Source organism: Yinghuangia seranimata (assembly GCF_029953285.1).
GTDB classification, from domain to species: domain Bacteria; phylum Actinomycetota; class Actinomycetes; order Streptomycetales; family Streptomycetaceae; genus Yinghuangia; species Yinghuangia seranimata.
The window spans coordinates 113,456-134,429 of sequence record NZ_JASAOI010000026.1; the positions used below are offsets into that span (position 1 = coordinate 113,456).

Consider the following 20,974-nt stretch of genomic DNA (forward strand, 5'->3'; position numbering starts at 1 on the left):
ACTCTTAATGTGGATATGTGCAACGCGTCTATGCCTGGCTCCGCGCGCGCCCGCTGTTGGTCGACACGGCGTGGGCGGCGCTTTTGCTTGCGCTGAGCCTGCTGGAGATCCTGACCGACACGCTTCCCGGCAACCGCGCCGTGATGGCCGGCATCCTCGCGGTGCTGTGCTGCGCGGTGGCGCTGCGCCGTACGGTCCCGGTCTTCGTGCTTTTCCTGACGTTCGCGGCGGGGGTCGTCCAGCTCGCCGCGGACATCGAGCCCGGGATCATGGACTTCGCGATGCCGGTGGTCGTGTACGCGGCGGCGGCCTACGCGCCGCGCTGGGCGTCCCGGCTCGCGCTCGCCGGCTGCTTCATCGCGCCCACCGCCGCGTCCGCCCGGTGGCTGGATCTGCCCAACACGACCGTCACCCACACGATCATCCTGTTCCTCCTGCTCACCGGCCCCTTCGTGATCGCGTGGGTGCTGGGCGACTCGATGCGCACCCGGCGCGCGTACTACGCGGAGCTGGAGGACCGCGCCGCGCGTCTCGAGCGCGAGCGGGACGCCCAGGCCCAGGTGGCGGCCGCCGCCGAGCGCGCCCGGATCGCGCGGGAGCTGCACGACGTGGTGGCGCACAACGTGTCGGTCATGGTCGTGCAGGCCGACGGGGCGGCGTACGCGATCGACGGAGACCCGCAGCGGGCCCGCCGCGCGCTGGCGACCATCTCCTCGACCGGCCGCGAGGCGCTGGCCGAGATGCGCCGCCTGCTCGGCGTGCTGCGCTCGGCCAACGAGACGCAGGGCCTCGTCCCGCAGCCCGGCGTCGACCAGCTCGAGGACCTGCTGGCCCAGGTGCGCGGCGCCGGGCTGCCGGTGGAGCTGCGGGTGGACGGGGTGCCGGTCGAGCTGTCGCAGGGCGTCGCGCTGGCGGCGTACCGGATCGTGCAGGAGGCGCTGACCAACACGCGCAAGCACGGCGGCCCCGACGTGACCGCCACGGTGCGGCTGCACTACGGCGACGACAACGTGGAGCTGGAGATCAGGGACGACGGCCGCGGCGCGGACGCGGCGGGCGACGGCATGGGCCACGGCCTGGTCGGCATGCGCGAGCGCGTCGCGATGTTCGGCGGGACGCTGAACGCCGGGCCCTGCCCGGAAGAAGGGAGCGAAGCGACATCGAATATGGGCGGTGGGGGGCGACGGGCGGGCGGCTACCAGGTCGTCGTGACGCTCCCTCTGAGGGTCCCCGCAAGTACGGCCTGACCTCGCACTCTCCGACCTACGTCGTACCGGCGATTCCCTACGAAGGCGGACGCCGTCGTGCTCCCGCGTCCCTAATGTCGTGGGTGTGCAGAGCTTTTACGAGTGGTTGCGCAGGCACCCCGTCGTCGTCGACGTCGCGGGTGCCTGCGCGCTGTTCGTGTTCGGCGGCGTCTACATCCTGAGCGTCGCCGCCACCGAACGCGAGGCGGTCGCCTCCGGGTTCATCGCCATGCTGCTGTGCCTGTCGATGGCGCTGCGCCGCGTGCAGCTGCACCTCGCCGCGGTGGGCGTGGTCGTCGGCGGTCTGGTCCAACTCGCCGCGGGCGTGCTGCCGACGCCGGTCGACCTCGCGATGATCGTCGTGCTGCACACCGCCGCGAAGACCGGCTCGCGCGGGCTGTCGCGGTTCGGGCTGGCGATGGCGGTGGTCGGTCCCGCGCTGATGACGCTGCGGTTCCCCGCCGAGGAGGGCGGGCCCAAGGAGAACATCCTCGGCTTCGCGTTCGTGTCCTTCATGCTGATCATCGCCTGGGTGCTGGGCGACTCGATGCGCACCCGCCGCGCGTACTACGCCGAGCTGGAGGACCGCGCCGCGCGGCTGGAGCGGGAGCGGGAGACGCACGCGCAGATCGCCGCCGCGTCCGAGCGCGCCAGGATCGCGCGCGAGCTGCACGACGTGGTGGCGCACAACGTGTCGGTCATGGTCGTGCAGGCCGACGGCGCCGCCTACGCGATCGACGCGGCGCCGGACCGGGCCCGGGACGCGCTGGGCACGATCTCGACGACCGGGCGCGAGGCGCTGGCCGAGATGCGCCGCCTGCTGGGCGTGCTGCGTTCGGAGGCCGAGCAGGGGCCGTACGCGCCGCAGCCGGGCGTGGACCAGCTCGGCGACCTGGTCGACCGGGTGCGGGACGCGGGCCTGCCGGTCGAACTGCGCATCGAGGGCGTCCCGGTGCCGCTGTCGCAGGGCGTCGCGCTGGCCGCGTACCGGATCGTGCAGGAGGCGCTGACCAACACCCGCAAACACGCCGGTCCGGCGGCGAACGCGGCGGTCGTGCTCGCGTACGGCGAAGATGGTCTGGCGATGACGATCACCGACAACGGCCGCGGCGCGGACGCGCCCGGCGACGGCATGGGCCACGGCCTGGTCGGCATGCGTGAGCGCGTCGCGATGCTCGGCGGCCAGCTCGACACCGGCCCCGACTCGGGGCCCGAGGCCGGCCTCGGGGGCTGGCGGGTGCGCGCGGTGCTGCCGTACGCCTCCGGCCTCGCCGCGCCGGCGAAGCCCACGGTGCCCGCCGCTCCGCCCGCCCGGCCCGCCGTGGTCCCGTCCGACCCGGCCCCCGTCTTCCCGATGTTCCCGAACCGCCCCACCGCACAAGGAGCCTGACGCCTGATGACCATCCGGGTGATGCTGGTCGACGACCAGGAGCTGCTGCGTACCGGATTCACGATGGTGCTGCAGGCCCAGCCCGACATGGAGGTCGTCGCGGAGGCCGGCAACGGCGCCGAGGCGCTCGACAGGATCCAGTCGACGGCGGTGGACGTGGTGCTCATGGACGTCCGCATGCCGCGCATGGACGGCGTCGAGGCGTGCCGCCGCATCTGCGGCGACGGCCCCGACAGCCTCAAGCTGCCGCCGGGCCGGGAGCGCCCGAAGGTGCTCATGCTGACGACGTTCGACCTCGACGAGTACGCGTTCTCCGCGATCAAGGCGGGCGCCAGCGGCTTCCTGCTGAAGGACGTCCCGCCGACCGAACTGCTGTCGGGCATCCGCGCGGTGGCGTCCGGTGACGCGGTCGTCGCGCCGAGCACGACGCGTCGCCTGCTCGACCGGTTCGCGCCGATCCTGCCGAGCGAGGGCGACGCCCGCCCCGAGGCGGTGGACTCGCTGACCGAGCGCGAGCACGAGGTGCTGCTGCTGGTCGCGCAGGGCCTGTCGAACGCCGAGATCGCCGAGCGGCTCTTCCTGTCCGAGGCGACCGTGAAGACGCACGTGGGACGCATCCTGATGAAGCTGGGCCTGCGCGACCGCGTGCAGGCCGTGGTGCTCGCGTATGAGACGGGCCTGGTGCGCGCCCGCGGCGCCTGACCCGGGCCCGCGGTCGCTCAGTCGGTGTAGAAGCCCCCGTCGGGGTGCAGCATCTCGCCGGTGAAGTACGACGACTGCTGGCTGGCCAGGAACAGCGCCGCGTCGGCGACCTCGCGCGCGGTGCCCATGCGGCCGAGCGGCACGTCGGACAGCAGCCGCTCCTCCAGGTCGGGCAGGCCGCGCACGACGGCGGTCATGTTGGTCTCGATGAAGCCGGGGCCGATCGCGTTGACCCGGATGCCCGCCGGGCCGAGCACGCGCGCCGCGTACTTGGTGAGCATCCAGACGCCCGCCTTGGACACCGAGTAGGCGGGCGCGCCCGCCTCGGGGTGCTTGGCGGCGATCGACGCGATGGTGATGATCGAGCCGCGTCGGCCGAGGTCGAGCATGACGCGCGAGGCGGCCTGGACCGCGAGCAGCGTCCCGGTCAGGTTGACGTCGAGGACCTTCTGCCAGTCGGCGAGCCGCAGTTCGGTGAAGCGGCGCATCGGGTCGGGCTGTTCGCGGGCGTGCTTGGCGGCGCGCTTCGCGAACGCGGCGGGCTGGTCGCTGCGGTAGTCGGCGGTGGCGATGCCGGCCGCGGTGACGAGGATGTCGATGCCGCCGAACAGGTCGACCGCGTGCTGCATGACCGTCTCGTTGTCGGTCGGGCTGCTCGCGTCGGCGTGCATGTAGGCGGCACGCCGGCCCTTCTTCTCGACGGCGGCGATGGTGTCTATCCCGGCCTCGTCGAGGATGTCGGCGACGACGATGTCGGCGCCCTCCTCGGCGAACCGCTCGCAGCACGCACGTCCGATGCCGTTGGCTCCGCCGGTGACCACCGCGACCTTGCCGGCCAGCATTCCGGCGGCCGGTCCCGCGTCCCGGCGACCCCGCTCCGTGCCCATGAAAAGCATCCCCTCCCGCTCCGCGCGCGGATCCGCGAGCAGCGGCCCGGTCCCGATCCCCGGCCCTCGCGCGTACCGCCCCATCCTGCCCGGCGGAATCGTGGTGCCAAACCGCACACCGCCGGGACCCTCGAAACCGACGCTTGACTGAGGCATGCTGTTACACCGTTACAGACGTGACGCCGACCCGGATCCATCGCCGCGCAGGAGGCACCGCCATGACCACCATCTCCGAGGGCCCGGACCTGTCCATCCACATCGGCGCCGACGACCTGCCCTTCGTGGAGATCGGCGGCGGCAACAAGCTCAAGGTCATCTGCGTCAAGCCGCAGGAGGGCCTGTGGATCGTGGAGAACGTCTTCCAGGCGGGCTTCCAGGCCCCGATCCACCGGCACACCGGCCCGGTCTACGCCTACACGACGTCGGGCGCGTGGAAGTACGCCGAGTACGACTACGTGAACCGCGCGGGCTCCTTCCTCTACGAGCCCGCCGGCTCCGTGCACACCCTCACCTGCCTGGAGCCCGACACCCGCGTGTGGTTCCAGATGTACGGCGCCAACCTCAACCTCGCTGCGGACGGCACCACCATCGAGTCGGTCACCGACGGCCCCGGAACCCTGCGCGCCTACTACGCGCTCGCCGAGGCGCAGGGCTTCGGCCGTCCGAACGTCCTCGTCGCCTGAGCCGCCGAGTCGCCTGAAAGGCCGCGTACCCATGACCGCCGTGATACCCGAGCACTTCGGCACCGACATCTACGCCCCCGACCGCTACCTGTCCGGGGTCCCGCACGAGCTGTTCACCGAACTGCGCCGCACCACCCCCGTGTTCTGGCAGGAGATGCCCGGTGAGCCCGGCTACTGGGCGATCCTCAAGCACGAGGACTGCGAGTACGTGTCGCAGCACCCCGAGCTGTTCTCCGCCGCGCAGGGCGGCATCGTCCTGGAGAACCTGGACGAGGACCGGCTGGAGGCGCTGCGCGGGTCGCTGCTGGCGATGGACCCGCCGCAGCACCGCGCGTACCGCAAGCCGCTGGTCAAGTCGTTCACCGCCAAGGTGGTCGGCGGCATGGAGGGGCGGATCCGGGAGATCTGCCGGGAGATCTTCGCGACGCTCCCGACCGACGGGGACATCGAGTTCGTCCACGACGTCACCGGCAGCCTGCCGACCCAGGTCATCGGCGAGCTGATGGGCCTGCCGCGTGAGGACTGGGACTACATCCACCGCCTCGCCGAACGGAACACCAGCAGCCAGGACCCGGAGGTCGGCGGCACCGAGGAGGACGGCTACGGCCCCGGCGCGGCCTCGATGGAGATGGCCAAGTACGCGATCGGCTTCGCCATGAAGCGGCGCGTCGAGGACCCCCGCGAGGACCTGACCACCCTGATCCTGGAGTCCGAGTTCGGCGGCAAGCTGATGTCGGACGTCGACTTCGGCAAGTTCTTCGTGCAGCTGGTCACCGCCGGCAACGACACCACCAAGACCATGCTGTCGGCCGGCCTGCACGCGCTGCTCACCCACCCCGAGCAGCTCGCCGCACTGCGCGCGGACCCGGCGCGCATCCCCGGCGCGGTCGAGGAGATCCTGCGCTGGGCCAACCCGCTGCACTACTTCCGGCGCACCGCGACGCAGGACGTGGAGCTGCGCGGCGTGACCATCAAGGCCGGCGACAAGGTCGCGATGTACTACACCTCGGCCAACCGCGACGAGGACGTCTTCGAGGACCCGCAGCGCTTCGACATCACCCGCAAGCCCAACCCGCACCTGTCGTTCGGCTTCGCCGAGCACTTCTGCCTGGGCGTCCACATCGCGCGCCTGGAGGGCCGGGTCTTCTTCGAGGAGCTGCTCGCGGCCTTCCCCGAGATCACCCTCACCGGCGAGCCCAAGCGCATCCGCTCGAACCTCAACAACGCCCTGGCGGCACTGCCGGTACGCCTCACCCGCGCCTGAACCGGGGCCGCCGCCCCGCGGGCGGGCGCGGCTGCCGTCCGCATGATTGGCCTCCCGGACCCCGGGGGACCACTGCTAGTCCGATATGCGCGATATCGGGCGGTATGGTCCCCTGGTTCGGGAGGTACTCATGCGCCGGTTCATGGCTCGCGTGGTCCTCAGGTCCGCGCTCGCGATATCAGCAGTGGGTGTCGTCGCCGCCGCGTCCGCCTTCGACGGCGGGACGGGGCCCCGGCAGGGGGCCGCCCCCGAGCGGCCCGCGGCCGCGCAGTCCGCGGCGTGGGGGGTCGCCGAGAACGGCCCGGCCGCGGCGCGTCCCGCGTCCTCGTCGTACACCCTCAAGACCGAGAACGGCCCGCGCGCGGCCCTCGCCGCGCGGCTGGTCACCGCGACGCTGCTGCTCACCGGGCTCGTGCTGACCGCGCTGGGCGCGGTCGGCATGCGCGGGCCCGCGCTGCCCCGGTTCGCGCGGCGCGGCGCACGGCGGTCCGCTCCCGCCTGCACGCCCGCGTACGTCCCGCGGCCCGGAGGCCACCCGCGCTTCGGCCCGCCCCCCACCTGAGTACGCTGATCAGGCCAGTACTCGTCCGGTACCCACCGCGGACTGGAACGGAAGGCCATCGTGAACGACAACGACCCCCTCGCCGTACCCCAGCGGCGGCCCCGCCCCGCGGATCCCGCGGACCGACCCGCCCGCCTCGCGGTCGGCGTCGTCGGAGCGGGCCGCGTCGGCGCGCCGCTCGCCGCCGCCCTCGCCCTCGCCGGGCACCACGTCGTCGCGGCGTCCGGCGTCTCGGACGCCTCGCGCCGCCGCGCCGAGGAGCTGCTCCCCGGCGTCCCCCTCACCACCCCGCAGGACGTGCTCGCGCGCGCCGACCTCGCCCTGCTGACCGTTCCCGACGACGCCCTGGAGGGCCTCGTCGCGGGCCTGGCCGCCACCGGCGCGCTCAAGCCCGGGCAGCTCCTCGTGCACACCTCCGGGCGGTTCGGCGTCTCCGTGCTGGGCGAGGCCGCCCGCGCCGGGGCCCTGCCGCTCGCGCTGCACCCGGTGATGACCTTCACCGGCACCTCCGTCGACGTGCAGCGCCTGGTCGGCTGCTCGTTCGGCGTCACCGCCCCCGACGTGCTGCGCCCGGTCGCCGAGGCGCTCGTCGTCGAGATGGGCGGCGAACCCGAGTGGATCGACGAGAGCGCCCGCCCGCTGTACCACGTGGCCCTCGCCAACGGCGCGAACCACCTGGTCACGCTGGTCGCCCAGTCCCGCGACCTGCTCGCCGCGGCCGGCGTGCGCGCCCCCGACCGGATGCTCGGCCCGCTGCTCGGCGCCGCGCTCGACAACGCGCTGCGCTCCGGCGACCTCGCGCTGACCGGCCCGGTCGCGCGCGGCGACGCCGGCACCGTCGCGGCGCACGTCGCCGAACTGCGCCGGGTCGCGCCCGACGCGCTCGCGGCGTACATCGCGATGGCCCGGCTGACCGCCGATCGCGCGATGAACGCCGGACTGCTCAAGGCCGAGGCCGCCGAGGCGCTGCTCGACGTCCTCGCGGAAGGAGGCCGGGCATGAGCCGGCTGGTCCGTACCGCGGCCGAACTCCACGCCGCCACCGACAAGGGACGGCGCGCCGTCGTGATGACGATGGGCGCGCTCCACGAGGGCCACGCCACGCTCATCCGGACCGCGCGCGAACACGCGGGCCCCGACGGCTCCGTCGCCGTGACGGTGTTCGTCAACCCGCTCCAGTTCGGCGCCGGCGAGGACCTCGACCGCTACCCGCGCACCCTCGACGCCGACCTGATCGTCTGTCAGGAGGCGGGCGCCGACGTGGTGTTCGCCCCGTCGGTCGACGAGGTCTACCCCGGCGGCGCGCCCCAGGTGCGGCTGTCGGCCGGACCGATGGGCGACGTGCTCGAAGGAGCCGTGCGGCCCGGTCACTTCGACGGCGTGCTCACCGTCGTCGCGAAGCTGCTCCACCTGACCCGGCCGGACGTCGCGCTGTTCGGGCAGAAGGACGCGCAGCAACTCGCGCTCATCCAGCGGATGGTCGCCGACCTGAACTTCCCCGTCGAGATCGCGCCCGTGCCGACCGTGCGCGAAACCGACGGCCTCGCGCTGTCCAGCCGCAACCGCTACCTCGGCGAGGCCGACCGCGGCACCGCGCTCGCGCTCAGCCGCGCGCTGCGGGCCGGCGAGGCCGCGCTGGACGGCGGGCCCGACGCGGTGCGCGCCGCCGCGTCCGCCGTCCTCGCCGGGGCGGCCGGCGCCACACCGCCGCTCGAACTCGACTACCTCGCGCTGGTGGACCCCGCGACGTTCGCGGAGGTCCCCGCCGAGCACACCGGCACGGCCGTCCTCGCCGTCGCCGCCCGGGTCGGTACGACCCGTCTGATCGACAACGTCCCCTTGGTCATCGCAGGAGCACGGTCATGATGCGCACGATGTTCAAGTCCAAGATCCACCGGGCCACCGTGACCCAGGCCGACCTGCACTACGTCGGCTCGGTCACGATCGACGAGGACCTCCTCGACGCGGCCGACCTGCTGCCGGGCGAGCTCGTGCACATCGTCGACATCGACAACGGCGCCCGCCTGGAGACCTACACGATCGCCGGGCCGCGCGGCACCGGCATCATCGGCATCAACGGCGCCGCCGCGCGCCTGGTGCACCCCGGCGACCTCGTCATCGTCATCGCGTACGCGCAGGTCACCGACGAGGAGGCGCGCGACATGAAGCCGCGCGTCGTGTTCGTCGACGGCGACAACCGCATCACCGGCACCGGCCACGACCCCGCCGAGGTACCCGCGGGCAGCGAACTGCGGCGCGGCGACGTGCCCGAGCCGCGCGCGGCCAAGGCGCTCAACGCCAAGCAGATGAAGGCGGCGAAGAAGGCCGCCAAGGCGGCCAAGACCGGGAAGACCGCCGCGACCGACACCGACACGGCCGGCCGATGAGCGCCGCGGCCCCGGCGTACCCCGCCCGGCTCACCGCGGCCGAGCCGGGCTGGGCGACGTACGCCGACGTCATCGTCATCGGGTCCGGCGTCGCCGGCCTCACCGCCGCGCTGCGGGCCCGCGCGGTGGGCAGCGTCCTGGTGGTCACCAAGGCGGTGCTCGACGAGGGCTCGACGCGCTGGGCGCAGGGCGGGATCGCCGCCGCGCTCGGCGAGGGCGACACCCCCGAACAGCACATGCAGGACACGCTGGTGGCGGGCGCCGGGCTGTGCGACGAGGAGGCCGTGCGCGTCCTCGTCACCGAAGGTCCGGGAGCCGTGCGCCGGCTCATGGCGGTCGGCGCCGAGTTCGACCGGGACGCGGACGGCAGCATCATGCTCACCCGCGAGGGCGGGCACCTGCGCAACCGCATCGCCCACGCCGGCGGCGACGCGACCGGGGCGGAGATATCGCGGGCCCTCGTGCAGGCGGTCCACGAAGCCGGCATCGAGGTCATCGAGCACGCCCTCGTGCTCGACCTGCTGCGCGACGACGAGGGCCGGGCCTGCGGCGTCACGCTGCACGTCATGGGCGAGGGCGCGCGCGACGGTGTCGGCGCCGTGCACGGGCGCGCTGTCGTCCTCGCCGCGGGCGGCATGGGCCAGGTCTTCTCCTCGACCACCAACCCGCACGTCTCGACGGGCGACGGCGTCGCGCTCGCGCTGCGCGCCGGAGCCGAGGTCGCCGACCTGGAGTTCGTGCAGTTCCACCCGACGGTGCTGTGGGTCGGCCCGGGCGCGGAGGGCCAGCAGCCGCTGGTGTCCGAGGCCGTGCGCGGCGAGGGCGCGCACCTCGTGGACGCCGACGGCGTACGGTTCATGACGGGCCGTCACCCGCTGGGCGAGCTCGCGCCGCGCGACATCGTCGCCAAGGGCATCATGAGCCGGATCGCCGAGACCGGCGCCGAGCACATGTACCTCGACGCCCGGCACTTCGGCGCCGAGATGTGGGCCGAGCGCTTCCCGACCATCCTCGCCTCGTGCCGCGCGCACGGCATCGATCCCGTGCACGACCTCATCCCGGTCGCGCCCGCCGCGCACTACGCGAGCGGCGGCGTGCGCACCGACCTGCACGGCCGCACCTCGGTGCCCGGCCTGTACGCGTGCGGCGAGGTGGCGTGCACCGGCGTGCAGGGCGCCAACCGGCTCGCGTCCAACTCACTGCTCGAGGGCCTGGTCTTCGCCGAGCGCATCGCCGAGGACCTCGCCCGCGACCTGCCGCCGCGCCGCGAACCGGCGCGCCCCGCCGGGCCGTCCGGGCTCCTCGACGCGGGGATCCGGCTTCCGCTGCAGCGCGCGATGACCGCGGGCGCGGGCGTCCTGCGCAGCCGCGACAGCCTCGCCGAGACCACGCGGGTGCTCGCCGAACTCGGCACCCGGGCCGGGACCGACCCGTGCACCGAGACGTGGGAGGCCACCAACCTGCACACCGTCGCGAGCGCGCTCGCCGCGGCGGCGTACGACCGCGAGGAGACCCGCGGCTGCCACTGGCGCGAGGACTTCCCCGACGCCGACGACAAGGACTGGCGCGGCCACCTGGTGACCACCATGGCCGCCGGCCGCCTGGACCTGGCCTACCAGCCGTACGAGCCCAAGGAGACGCCGTGACGCTCACCCCGGACCTGACCGCCCGCCTGGCCGCGGCCGGCCTGGACGCGGCCGCCGTCGAGGCGCTCGCCCGCGCGACCGTGGCCGAGGACCTGGCGGGCGGCGTCGACGTGACCTCCGTGGCAACGGTGCCCGCCGACGCGCGTGGCAGCGCCGACTTCACGGCCCGCGTGCCGGGCGTCGTCGCCGGCCTGCCGGTCGCCGAGGCCGTTGTCGAGGTCGTGTGCGGCACCGACGTCGAGATCAAGCGGTTCGTCGCCGACGGCGACCGGGTCGCCCGCGGCCAGGTGCTGTTCACCGCCGTCGGCGCCACCCGCGACCTGCTCACCGCCGAACGCTCCGCGCTCAACCTCATGTGCCGGCTGTCCGGCATCGCGACGCTCACCCGCACCTGGGTCGACGCCGTCGCGGGCACCGGCGCCGCGATCCGCGACACCCGCAAGACCACGCCGGGCCTGCGCGCGCTGGAGAAGTACGCGGTGCGCTGCGGCGGCGGCGTCAACCACCGCATGTCGCTGTCCGACGCCGCGATGGTCAAGGACAACCACGTGGTGGCGGCCGGCGGCGTCGCGGAGGCCTTCAACGCCGTCCGCGCGGCCTTCCCCGACGTTCCCGTCGAGGTCGAGGTCGACCGGCTCGACCAGATCCCGCCGGTGCTCGACGCGGGCGCCGACCTGATCCTGCTCGACAACATGACCCCGTTCCAACTGCGCGAGGCCGTCGCCCTGGTCGGCGGGCGCGCCCGCCTGGAGTCCAGCGGCGGGCTCACCCTGGACACCGCGCGCGAGGTCGCGTCCACCGGCGTCGACTACCTCGCCGTGGGGGCGCTCACCCACTCCGCCCCGGTGCTGGACATCGGCGTGGACCTCCGCGACTGAGCCGGGTCAGAGGCCACCCAGGTACTGTGCCTTCTTCCGTCTCAGCGCCCACCGCCGTCCCCCTGACGACCCACCGCCACAGCCAAGGACACCCGACGATGCTCCTGACGATCGACGTAGGCAACACGCACACCGTGCTCGGCCTGTTCGACGGTGACGACATCGTCGAGCACTGGCGCATCTCCACCGACGCCCGCCGCACCGCCGACGAGCTCGCCGTGGTCCTGCAGGGCCTGCTCGGCCAGCACCCGCTGATCGGGGCGGGCGGCGTCGACGGCATCGCGGTGTGCTCCACCGTGCCGTCCGTGCTGCACGAGATGCGCGACATGTTCCGCCGCTACTACGGCGACATCCCCGCGGTCGTCGTCGAGCCCGGCGTGAAGACCGGCGTGCCGGTGCTCATGGACAACCCGAAGGAAGTCGGCACCGACCGCATCATCAACGCGCTCGCCGCCATCAAGCTCTACGGCGGCCCCTGCATCGTCGTCGACTTCGGCACCGCCACCACCTTCGACGCGGTCAGCGCCAAGGGCGAGTACATCGGCGGCGCCATCGCCCCCGGCATCGAGATCTCCGTGGACGCGCTGGGCGCGCGCGGCGCGCAGCTGCGCAAGATCGAGCTCATGCGGCCCCGCTCGGTCGTCGGGAAGAGCACCGTCGAGGCCATGCAGGCCGGCATCCTGTACGGCTTCGCCGGCCAGGTCGACGGCGTCGTCAAGCGCATGGCCGCCGAACTGTCCGACGACCCCGAGTCGGTCACCGTGGTGGCCACCGGCGGGCTCGCGACCCTGGTGCTCGGCGAGGCGTCCGTCATCGACGTCCACGAGCCGTGGCTCACCCTGATCGGCCTGCGGATGGTCTACGAGCGCAACGCCGGGGCATAGCGCCGCAAACCGGGCAACCGACCCGTACAGTGCAGGCATGCCGACGCCGCACGGAGACCACGGGCTGGCGTTCAGCATGCCCGAGGTCGCCGTACTGCGGCGCGCCCTGCGGCTCGCGATGAAGGCCGCGCCGGGGGCGGACGCGGGAATGGACGCCGAGGACGCGGTGGTCGGAGCCGTGGGACCGGCTGGATCGGCTGAACCCGCCGGCGCCCCCGCCCCCGCCCCGGTCGACTACTGGCTCCTCGACGCCGCGATCGCCGAGGCCGAGTCCGAGCGCGCCCGCCTGCGTGCCTTCCACCTCGCCGAGCTGGCCAGCCAGCGCGCCGCCCTCCCGGGCGCGGCCACCACCTACCTGGCCGCGCTCGACCACGCCGTCACGGCGTACGGCCACACCCCGACCGCGGAGGACCTGGCCGCCCTCCGCACCCTCAACGAACTCCCCTGCGGCGACGGCGAACGCGACCGCCGCCTGGTCCGCCTCATCCACTTCACGGCCCTCGCCGAGCGCGAACTGGACGACCGCCTCACCGCCGAGGCCCGCGAACGCGACGCCGGGTAGCGGAAGTTCACCCCTTCGCCGATCCGGCCTGAGACTCCATCGGATCTTCACCGAATCGTTTCCGGGGTGGGCGGCGGTCTGCTGCTCGTCGCCGGTGGGGCGTTCGTTGTCGCGCGGCGTCGCAAGGGTGGCGCGACCGCGGCGTGAATCGCTGAAGCGCTTGACTGAATGATCGGTCCGGGATCAGTCTAACGGCCGTGCCCGGTTTGGTTTTTCGGGGCGTGCAACCCGGCTGGACAGCTAGGCGTCGTTCGAGCATGGCGGTCCCGGACCTTCCCGCGGAGGCCGCCGAAACCCACTCCGAGCAAGGGGGGTTCGGATCAACATGCTGTTGCCGAGAACACGACACCGCCTCGTCCGAGGCTTGGCCCTGACCCTGTTCGCCACCTTGGGCGCGGGACTGTCGGCGGTCCCGGCCGCCGCCGCGCCCGCAGCGATGAAGATCACGATGACCGGCTCGCGCGTGATCGACCCGGTCGGTCTGACGGGGTTCACCCTGAAGCTCAACGGACCAGGGGAGGTGGCCGATCTTGACGTCGTGGTCCACACCGATGCGCTGCCGCGAGGGACGTGGCTCACGGTCGACATGGGTTCGTCGGGCTGCGAGCAGAAGCCCACGTCCATCACGTGCAAGTACGCGCATGCCAACGCCAATACGGTGCTGGCGACACTCCACTGGTTCTCCGGCGCGCCCGCGGCCGCAGGGGACAAGGGGAAGTTGACCGTCACCACCAACAACGCGAACGTCCTCGGCTTCACCGAGGAACTGCGCGTCGAAAACGACCCCAAGGTGGTCGCGCAGCCGGTCCAGACGCTGACCGGCGTCGCCCCCGGTGGTGTGGTCCCGGCTCCTTTGACGGTGGCGAGCCTCGAGCGGGATCCGGAGCGTTTCTCCGTGTCCGTGCAAATCGAGGAAGGCCTGAGTTTCGTCGACCAGTTCGCCAACTGCCTGTACAAGAAGGACACCCCGCGGACGATGGTCTGCCTGGTCGAGCAGCACCTCGAACGCGGCGCCGTATACGCGCCGACTAAGCCGGTGAAGGTCAAGGTCGGTGCGGACACGGCCCGTTCGCGGATGCAGACGTTCGTGCGTGCCGGATCCGACATCTTCGACACGGCGGCCGCGAACGGCTCCTACACCCGCGGCACCGGCAGCGCGCGCCTGACGTACACCAAGCATGCGGGTGAGCGGCCGGCGCCGGGCGCCCGCGAGGACGCCTTCCAGGCGGTCGAGACCTCGGCGCGGACGAACCTGGGGATCGTTAGCGGACGCTACGACGTCGGGGAGGTAGGGGACCTGGACTTCGAGGCCCACACCCTCGGTCCGGGCCACATCTACAGCGACTACAACCTGACCATGCTCGCGCGGCTCGACCTCCCGCCCGGCATACAGCAGGACTTCTCGCAGCACGGATCGCCCCCCTGTGTTCCCTCGTCCGCCGGGCACGACTATCCGGGGCTCGGGCGCGGCGACGGCGTCTGGTTCATCTGCCAGCTGCGCCCGGTCATGCTCAACGGGATCTTCAGCGTGTTCCACGCCGGCATCCGGGTGGTGAAGGGCACGGTCCCGGCCGACGCGGTCGCCAAGCTGACGCTCCAGCCGACGCCATCCGACACCAACACGGCGGACAACGTCGCGACCCTGGCCCTCGTGCCGGGGAACACCCACATCGTCATCGGAACGCCCGGGACGTCGACCGGGGGCGGGACCTCTGGTGGCAGCACGGGCGGCTCGTCCGGTGGCAGCAGTGGCGGGTCCTCCGGCGGGAGTTCGGGTGGCAGCACCGGTGCGTCGACCTCGGGCGGCTCGTCCGGGACGACGTCGGGGACGACGTCCGGGTCCACGTCAGGGTCGACCGGCGCGTCCTCGAACGGCGCCCGTACGGCTTCGCTCGCGCATACCGGGTCGTCGTCCGCGATGCCCCTGCTGTACGGCGGCCTCGCCCTGGTCGCCGCCGGAGGCGCCGCGGTCGGCGTCGCCGTGTTCCGCAGGCGCCGGACCGGTGCGGCGTCGACCGTCTGACGCGAGCAGTGCGGCAACGAGCCGGACGGGGTGTGAAGTCCCCGCCCGGCTCGGGGCGTTCCGGCCGTGCAACCCGGGCCGGAAGCTAGGCGTCGTTCGAGCGTGGCGGTGTCGGCGAGAGCTCGCCGGTCCGCCTCAGTCCTTTCTGACCAAGGGGGTTCGGTAGATGAAGTCGCCGATGGGGCGGGGGCCGTCCGCGCGGATACGCGCCGGTCTGGTGCCGGCCGTGGCGGTGCTGGCCGCCACGATGGCGGTCGGGCTGCTGCCCGGGACGGCGCACGCCGACCGCACGAAGGTCGACGTGACCACGGAGGCCAAGGACGTCGCCCTGAGGATCCCTGACGCCAGTGCGCCGACGCGGTACCCGGCGCCGCTCACCCTCGGCGTCACGCCGTCCGGTTCGGCGACGAACGTGGTGATCACCATCGACGGCTCGGCCGTCGCCGGGTTCGCGGAGTTCAAGGACCTGTACGGCTCCCCGTGCGCCGTCCAGCCCGCGAAGATCGTGTGCACCTATCCGACCATGACGACCACCAGGGGCTACGGCATCCCGTTCGACGTCGTCGCCAAGCCCGGTGCCACCGAAGGGGCGCACGGCACCATCAAGGTGACCGGCACCGCGGACGACGCCGACATCGCGGTGGCCTTCCCCGGGATCGACGTGACGGCCGGCGGCCCCGACCTCGCGCTCAAGCCGGTCGAGCCGATCCGCCGGCTCGCGCCCGGAGCGGACCTCGCGCTCCCGCTGACGGTGGTGAGCAAGGGAATGGAGCCCGGCCCCTTCGTCGTGAACGTGACCACGCGCGGCACGTCCTGGGCCTACGAGGAGAAGTACAAGAACTGCGCGTTCGACGGCACCCAGGCGATCTGCTTCGTCGACCAGCCGCTCGACCGGAACGCGGAGTACGTCCCCGCGGAACCGTGGCAGGTGAAGGTCCCCTCGGGGCTGACCACCGACGTCGTGGGCATGAGTGTCGGCCTCTCCAGCCGTGCCGCCTACGACGAGATCGTCGCGCGCACCGGGGCCACACCCGGGAACAGCGACAAGACCTTCCGGCTGGCGAAGCGGGCCGCGCGTTCGGCGCTGCCGGACGTCGCCCTGGAGAACAACAGCGTGGACGTGGTCGTCTCGACCACCGTGCCGGCGGACCTCGGGGTCGCCAACGGCACCGCCGGCCACGGCGACAAGTGGCAACTGGGCTTCGACACCAAGAACTCCGGCCCGGGCGCGGTCTTCGAGGCCACCAACATCCTCGCGCGGGTCGACCTTCCGCAGGGCGCGAAGGTCGAGCCGGGCCGCTACTCCACGTGCTTCCCGTCGACCAAGGGGGCGGACTACGGGGACTTCGGGCAGGGCGACGGCGTCTTCGTCGTCTGCTCGATGACGAACGCCTTCCAGGTCGGCGCGATCGCGCACACGGCACTCGCGTTGAGCGGCCCGATCGCCGACGGCGCGACCGTCAAGGTCACGCTGGCCCGACGGCCGTACGACGACAACGGCGGCAACCAGACGCTGACCATCACGCTCGGCACCCCGCCGGCGAGTACGGGCGGCAGCGGCGGCTCGTCGGGCGGTTCGTCCGGCGGTTCCAGCGGCGGGACTTCGGGCGGGTCCTCGGGCGGTGACACCGGCGGTGCGTCGGGCGGCGCGTCCGGCGGTTCCTCGGGCGGAAGTACGTCCGGCACGTCCGGTGGCACGGCCTCGGGCAGCACGGGCTCGTCGACGTCCGGCACTTCGGGCGGACACCTCGCGAGCACCGGCGGCGGGTCGTCGGTCGAACCGCTGCTGCTCGGCAGCATCGGCCTCGTCGTGGCCGGCGGCGGCGTGCTGGCGGTCGTGGTCGTCCGCCGCAGGCGGGCCGCGGGGCAGGCCCAAACGGCCTGACCGCAGGGCGAGTTCACCCCCCCCCGGAAGGACCAGGGGCCACACGCGTCCCTCGTGCATCCCGGGCGTGGAGCTACGTGTCGGTTGGTCGAGGGGGCGGCCGGAAGGCCGCCCCCGAACGTGTTGAAGGGGGAGGCATGGTTTCCACACGTGGCCTGCGCGTCGGCGCGTGCGCGGTAGCCGTCCTGGTGGCCGTGGGGGCGGCGGGCGCGGCCTCGGCGGCGCACGGAGACTGGCCGGAGTGGCGGCTCGTGGACTCCGGGACGAGCGCGCTGGAGATGCCGGGCACGCAACCGACGACGATCACCAAGCACTTCGCGGCGGAGAGCGCCTACCCCCGCCCGCAGCTGCAGCAAGTGGCGTTCGACGGCACCGGCCTGCCGGACCACGTGAGGATCAGGCCGGTCGGCGGCTCCTGCTCCGCGGACGGCGCGAAGTTCACCTGCCGCGCCGACGGGAGGGTGCCCGACCTCGAGGTCCTCGCGGAACCGGGCGTGAAGGCGGGCGCGCAGGCCCGCGTCAAGGTCGAGGCCTCGGCGGGCAACCGCACGGTGACCTCGTTCGTGGACGTGTCGGTCGGCGGCCTCGTGCTCGAACCCGCGAAGCCGGTGACCGGTGCCACGCCGGGCGGCACCGTCGACGCGCCGCTCGCGGTCTACAGCCAGGGCGTGGAACCGGCGAGGTTCTCGGTGACCCTCAGCGCGCACTTCGAGGGCATCGGGCACACCGAGGAGTACAGCAACTGCATGTACGAGAGGACGCCGGGCTTCGGCACGATGCAGTGCCTGGTCGAGCAGCCGCTCGAAAGGGGCGTGGTGTACGTCCCGTCCTCGCCGGTCGGGCTGGTCGTCCCGGCCGACGCGGCGACCACCCAGGTCACCGCCAAGGTGGGGCTCGACGGACAGCAGTGGTTCGACGACCTGAAGCAGAACACCGCCCTCCACCGCGGGACCGGCGCGAAGCGCCTCGAGTTCGTCGAGCGCTCGGCCCCGTCCGGCGCGACCGCGGACACCTCCACGGTCATGCCGGTGCGGACCACGCTCACCGCGGACTACACCGTCGTCGACGGCGCGGTCGAGAATAGGGCGTACGAGTACGACGGCAAGGCGTTCCTCGACATACGCTTCGACTACGCGAACGTCGGCCGCGGCACCTTCTACGGGGAGCACTTCTCGGCCCGGCTCGACCTCCCGCCGGGCGTCACCTTCCTGCGCGACGGCGTCAACTGGACCGCGTGCGCCCCGTCGGATCCGGCGGTCGACTACGCGGGTCTCGGCAAGGGCGACGGCACGTGGTACTTCTGCGCCCTGTCGGGGCCCGAGGCCGGCGGGCGCGCGGCACTCGACACCTGGCTCGTGGCCGATCCGGGCGTGGAGGGCGGCACCGCGACGCTCACCTTCTCCGCCGCGCCGTTCGACGCCGACCCCGGTAACAACGTCGCGACGCTGGTCCTGACGCCGGCGACCGGGGGCAGGACGGCCGACAGCGGCGGCGGCTCCGGCGCGGTGCCGCTGCTGCTCGGCAGCCTGGCCCTGGTCGGCGCCGGCGGTACGTCGCTCGGGGTCGTCGGGCACCGCAGGCGCCGCCTCGTCGCGCGCGCGGGTGACGGTGCTTGACCGTGACACCCCTATTCGAGTACGGACCTCGTCCGGCACGCAGGTAGCCTTGCCTGGTGACCGAGAACGCCCAGGCCGACGCCGTGCCGACCGCCGAGCTGTCCGACGACCTCCCCGAGCAGATGCGGGTCCGCCGCGAGAAGCTCGAGCGCCTCAAGCAGGAGGGCGTCGACCCGTACCCCGTCGGGTTCCCGCGCACCACCACGGTCGCCGAGCTGCGTACGCGGTTCCCCGACCTGGAGCCGGACACCCAGACCGGCGAGCGCGTCGGCCTGACCGGCCGCGTCGTGCTGTACCGCACGGGCGGCAAGCTGTGCTTCGCCACGCTGCGCGACGGCAGCGGCGACCTCCAGGTGATGGTGTCGCTGGACAAGGTCGGCGCGGACTCGCTGGCGGCCTGGAAGGCGAACGTCGACCTGGGCGACCACGTCGGCGTCGAGGGCGAGGTCATCACGTCCAAGCGCGGCGAGCTGTCCGTGATGGTCGACAGCTGGGCGATCACCGCCAAGTGCCTTCGCCCGCTGCCGGACAAGCACAAGGGCATGACCGACCCCGAGGCGCGCGTGCGCATGCGCTACGTCGACCTCATCGTCAACGACGAGTCCCGCCGGATCCTGCGCACCCGCAGCGAGATCGTGCGGTCCGTCCGCGAGTGGTTCAACGGCCGCGACTTCCTCGAGGTCGAGACGCCGATGCTGCAGCCGATCCACGGCGGCGCGACCGCGCGTCCGTTCGTCACGCACATCAACGCGTACGACATGGACCTCTACATGCGCATCGCGCCCGAGCTCTACCTCAAGCGGCTCGTGGTCGGCGGCGCGGAGAAGGTCTACGAGATCAACCGCAACTTCCGCAACGAGGGCGCGGACGCCACGCACAACCCCGAGTTCACGATGCTCGAGGCGTACGAGGCGTACGGCGACTACAACACGATGGCCGAGGTCACCCGCGAGGTGTACCAGTACACGGCGGAGCGGGTGTTCGGCCGGCAGGTGTTCGAGTGGAACGGCAAGGAGATCGACATCTCCGGCGAGTGGCCGTCCATCACCGTGTACGGCTCGGTGTCCGAGGCGGTCGGCGAGGAGCTGACCCCGGAGACCGCGATCGAGCAGGTCCGCAAGATCGCCGACCAGCGCGGCATCGAGTGGGACAAGGCCTGGGGCCAGGGCAAGTTGGTCCAGGAGCTGTTCGAGGAGCTCGTCGAACACACCATCGTGCAGCCGACGTTCGTGCGCGACTACCCGATCGAGACGTCGCCGCTGACCCGCCGGCACCGGGAGACCCCGGGCCTGGCCGAGAAGTGGGACCTGATCGGCTTCGGCATGGAGCTCGGCACCGCGTACTCGGAGCTCGTCGACCCGATCGAGCAGCGCAGCCGGCTCACCGCGCAGTCGCTCCTGGCGGCCGGCGGCGACGTCGAGGCGATGCAGCTCGACGAGGACTTCCTGCGCGCCCTCGAGTACGCCATGCCGCCCAGCGGCGGCCTCGGCCTCGGTATCGACCGCATGGTGATGGCCTTCACCGGGCGGAACATCCGCGAGACCATCCTCTTCCCGCTTGTGAAGCCGGAGTAAGCACATGGACGTCCTTGCCGCAATCGTTCCGTCGGCCGTGGTCGCCGCGCTGTTCATCGGCGTGATGGTGACGATCTTCCGGAGCACCGACCCACGGCGCTCGCGCGACGACGCGGGCGGCAAGGGCGACTGACCCGCGCCCGGCATGACGCACAACGCCCCAGGGCGGGACACCGGTCCAACGGTGTCCCGCCCTGGGGCTTTTCACATGCTTTCTGCGTGCTTGTCGCGCGCGCTGGGCGTCAGACGTCGACGCCCTTGGACCGCAGGAACGCGTCCGGGTTGACGTCCGAGCCGTAGTTCGGGCCGGTGCGGACCTCGAAGTGCAGGTGCGGGCCGGTCGAGTTGCCGGTCGAGCCCGACAGCGCGATCTGCTGGCCGGCGGTGACCTTCTGGCCCGCCGACACGGAGAACTTCGACAGGTGGCCGTACTGGGTGTAGTGCCCGTCGGCGTGCTTGATGACGACCTCGTTGCCGTACGCGCCGCCCCAGCCGGTCTTGACGACGGTGCCGGCCGCGACGGCCTTGACCGACGTGCCCATGCCCGCCGAGAAGTCCTCGCCGGTGTGGCCGTGCGACCAGTGCGAGCCCGAGCGGCCGTAGCTGCCGTGCGGGGCGCCGTCGACGGGACGGACCCAGCCGGACGGCGACGTGGCCGGCGCCTCGCTCGCGGCGGCCGGGGCGGGGGCCACGGCGGCCTGCGCGGCAGCGGCAGCAGCAGCGGCAGCCGCGTCCGCGGCGGCCTGCTCAGCGGCGGCCGCCTTGGCCGCGGCCTCGGCGGCCAC

The 20,974-nt window shown here is 72.8% G+C and carries 19 protein-coding genes and 1 pseudogene; 18 read left to right on the forward strand and 2 right to left on the reverse strand.

The features are described 5' to 3' along the window. The first annotated feature begins 17 nt into the window (after nucleotides 1–17). The 3 genes from QI554_RS17830 to QI554_RS17840 all read left to right on the forward strand — a co-directional run bounded on the left by QI554_RS17830 (nucleotide 18) and on the right by QI554_RS17840 (nucleotide 3,339). Nucleotides 18–1,247 (forward strand): sensor histidine kinase, encoded by a 1,230-nt coding sequence (locus QI554_RS17830; protein ID WP_281471012.1) that lies wholly within the window; start codon nucleotides 18–20, stop codon nucleotides 1,245–1,247. Between the two features lie 85 nt (nucleotides 1,248–1,332). Further along, nucleotides 1,333–2,637 (forward strand): sensor histidine kinase, encoded by a 1,305-nt coding sequence (locus QI554_RS17835; protein WP_281471013.1) that lies wholly within the window; start codon nucleotides 1,333–1,335, stop codon nucleotides 2,635–2,637. A 6-nt stretch (nucleotides 2,638–2,643) separates the two neighbouring features. Beyond that, nucleotides 2,644–3,339, forward strand: coding sequence for a response regulator (locus QI554_RS17840; RefSeq protein ID WP_281471014.1), 696 nt, complete (start codon nucleotides 2,644–2,646; stop codon nucleotides 3,337–3,339). A 17-nt stretch (nucleotides 3,340–3,356) separates the two neighbouring features. Here QI554_RS17840 and QI554_RS17845 read toward each other — a convergent pair whose 3' ends face one another. Beyond that, on the reverse strand, nucleotides 3,357–4,226 hold the full coding sequence (locus QI554_RS17845) for an SDR family NAD(P)-dependent oxidoreductase (RefSeq protein WP_281471015.1): 870 nt from the start codon (nucleotides 4,224–4,226) through the stop codon (nucleotides 3,357–3,359). Nucleotides 4,227–4,444: 218 nt separating this feature from the next. Here QI554_RS17845 and QI554_RS17850 point away from each other — a divergent pair, with 218 nt between their 5' ends. The 15 genes and pseudogenes from QI554_RS17850 (at nucleotide 4,445) to QI554_RS17920 (ending at nucleotide 20,322) form a co-directional block, all read left to right on the forward strand. Then, nucleotides 4,445–4,909, forward strand: coding sequence for a 2,4'-dihydroxyacetophenone dioxygenase family protein (locus tag QI554_RS17850; RefSeq protein WP_281471016.1), 465 nt, complete (start codon nucleotides 4,445–4,447; stop codon nucleotides 4,907–4,909). A gap of 31 nt (nucleotides 4,910–4,940) precedes the next feature. Continuing rightward, on the forward strand, nucleotides 4,941–6,173 hold the full coding sequence (locus tag QI554_RS17855; RefSeq protein ID WP_281471017.1) for a cytochrome P450: 1,233 nt from the start codon (nucleotides 4,941–4,943) through the stop codon (nucleotides 6,171–6,173). A 142-nt stretch (nucleotides 6,174–6,315) separates the two neighbouring features. Continuing rightward, complete coding sequence (locus QI554_RS17860) at nucleotides 6,316–6,735, forward strand: hypothetical protein (RefSeq protein ID WP_281471019.1); 420 nt, start codon at nucleotides 6,316–6,318, stop codon at nucleotides 6,733–6,735. 60 nt (nucleotides 6,736–6,795) lie between these two features. Then, nucleotides 6,796–7,737, forward strand: coding sequence for a Rossmann-like and DUF2520 domain-containing protein (locus tag QI554_RS17865; protein WP_281471020.1), 942 nt, complete (start codon nucleotides 6,796–6,798; stop codon nucleotides 7,735–7,737). Further along, nucleotides 7,734–8,600: a pantoate--beta-alanine ligase gene (panC, locus tag QI554_RS17870; protein WP_281471021.1), complete on the forward strand. Its 867-nt coding sequence runs from the start codon at nucleotides 7,734–7,736 to the stop codon at nucleotides 8,598–8,600. The genes QI554_RS17865 and panC overlap by 4 nt, the downstream gene beginning before the upstream one ends. Further along, nucleotides 8,597–8,998, forward strand: a pseudogene (panD, locus tag QI554_RS17875) (aspartate 1-decarboxylase); the annotation flags it as partial. The gene panC and the pseudogene panD, both read left to right, overlap by 4 nt. A 119-nt stretch (nucleotides 8,999–9,117) precedes the next feature. Beyond that, the gene (locus QI554_RS17880) at nucleotides 9,118–10,767 is read left to right on the forward strand and encodes an L-aspartate oxidase (RefSeq protein ID WP_281471022.1); all 1,650 of its coding nucleotides are present in this window, start codon (nucleotides 9,118–9,120) and stop codon (nucleotides 10,765–10,767) included. Then, the gene (gene nadC / locus QI554_RS17885) at nucleotides 10,764–11,645 is read left to right on the forward strand and encodes a carboxylating nicotinate-nucleotide diphosphorylase (RefSeq protein WP_281471023.1); all 882 of its coding nucleotides are present in this window, start codon (nucleotides 10,764–10,766) and stop codon (nucleotides 11,643–11,645) included. The genes QI554_RS17880 and nadC overlap by 4 nt, the downstream gene beginning before the upstream one ends. 98 nt (nucleotides 11,646–11,743) lie before the next feature. Beyond that, entirely contained in the window at nucleotides 11,744–12,529 is a 786-nt protein-coding gene (locus QI554_RS17890; RefSeq protein WP_281471025.1) for a type III pantothenate kinase, read from the forward strand. Nucleotides 12,530–12,566: 37 nt separating this feature from the next. Continuing rightward, nucleotides 12,567–13,091 carry a hypothetical protein gene (locus tag QI554_RS17895; RefSeq protein ID WP_281471027.1) on the forward strand — a complete coding sequence of 175 codons (525 nt, stop codon included), beginning with the start codon at nucleotides 12,567–12,569 and terminating at the stop codon, nucleotides 13,089–13,091. Between the two features lie 364 nt (nucleotides 13,092–13,455). Then, entirely contained in the window at nucleotides 13,456–15,114 is a 1,659-nt protein-coding gene (locus QI554_RS17900) for a hypothetical protein (protein ID WP_281471029.1), read from the forward strand. Nucleotides 15,115–15,280: 166 nt separating this feature from the next. Next, nucleotides 15,281–16,999, forward strand: coding sequence for a hypothetical protein (locus QI554_RS17905; protein WP_281471031.1), 1,719 nt, complete (start codon nucleotides 15,281–15,283; stop codon nucleotides 16,997–16,999). 137 nt (nucleotides 17,000–17,136) lie between these two features. After that, on the forward strand, nucleotides 17,137–18,615 hold the full coding sequence (locus QI554_RS17910) for a hypothetical protein (protein ID WP_281471032.1): 1,479 nt from the start codon (nucleotides 17,137–17,139) through the stop codon (nucleotides 18,613–18,615). A 56-nt stretch (nucleotides 18,616–18,671) separates the two neighbouring features. After that, nucleotides 18,672–20,189, forward strand: a complete 1,518-nt coding sequence (gene lysX / locus QI554_RS17915; RefSeq protein WP_281471033.1) for a bifunctional lysylphosphatidylglycerol synthetase/lysine--tRNA ligase LysX — start codon at nucleotides 18,672–18,674, stop codon at nucleotides 20,187–20,189. A 4-nt stretch (nucleotides 20,190–20,193) separates the two neighbouring features. Continuing rightward, the gene (locus tag QI554_RS17920) at nucleotides 20,194–20,322 is read left to right on the forward strand and encodes a hypothetical protein (RefSeq protein ID WP_281471034.1); all 129 of its coding nucleotides are present in this window, start codon (nucleotides 20,194–20,196) and stop codon (nucleotides 20,320–20,322) included. A gap of 109 nt (nucleotides 20,323–20,431) precedes the next feature. On the opposite strand, the gene QI554_RS17925 is transcribed toward QI554_RS17920, so the two are convergent. Beyond that, a partial coding sequence (locus QI554_RS17925) for a M23 family metallopeptidase (protein WP_281471035.1) occupies nucleotides 20,432–20,974 on the reverse strand: 543 nt, incomplete at its 5' end.

Bases quoted from the DNA above. Each gene is read 5' to 3' on its own strand.
- QI554_RS17840 (WP_281471014.1), top strand. From the start codon at position 2,644: ATGACCATCCGGGTGATGCTGGTCGACGACCAGGAGCTGCTGCGTACC.
- QI554_RS17845 (WP_281471015.1), bottom strand. From the start codon at position 4,226: ATGGGCACGGAGCGGGGTCGCCGGGACGCGGGACCGGCCGCCGGAATG.
- QI554_RS17850 (WP_281471016.1), top strand. From the start codon at position 4,445: ATGACCACCATCTCCGAGGGCCCGGACCTGTCCATCCACATCGGCGCC.
- QI554_RS17855 (WP_281471017.1), top strand. From the start codon at position 4,941: ATGACCGCCGTGATACCCGAGCACTTCGGCACCGACATCTACGCCCCC.
- QI554_RS17860 (WP_281471019.1), top strand. From the start codon at position 6,316: ATGGCTCGCGTGGTCCTCAGGTCCGCGCTCGCGATATCAGCAGTGGGT.
- panC (WP_281471021.1), top strand. From the start codon at position 7,734: ATGAGCCGGCTGGTCCGTACCGCGGCCGAACTCCACGCCGCCACCGAC.
- QI554_RS17880 (WP_281471022.1), top strand. From the start codon at position 9,118: ATGAGCGCCGCGGCCCCGGCGTACCCCGCCCGGCTCACCGCGGCCGAG.
- QI554_RS17890 (WP_281471025.1), top strand. From the start codon at position 11,744: ATGCTCCTGACGATCGACGTAGGCAACACGCACACCGTGCTCGGCCTG.
- QI554_RS17895 (WP_281471027.1), top strand. From the start codon at position 12,567: ATGCCGACGCCGCACGGAGACCACGGGCTGGCGTTCAGCATGCCCGAG.
- QI554_RS17905 (WP_281471031.1), top strand. From the start codon at position 15,281: ATGAAGTCGCCGATGGGGCGGGGGCCGTCCGCGCGGATACGCGCCGGT.
- QI554_RS17910 (WP_281471032.1), top strand. From the start codon at position 17,137: ATGGTTTCCACACGTGGCCTGCGCGTCGGCGCGTGCGCGGTAGCCGTC.
- QI554_RS17920 (WP_281471034.1), top strand. From the start codon at position 20,194: ATGGACGTCCTTGCCGCAATCGTTCCGTCGGCCGTGGTCGCCGCGCTG.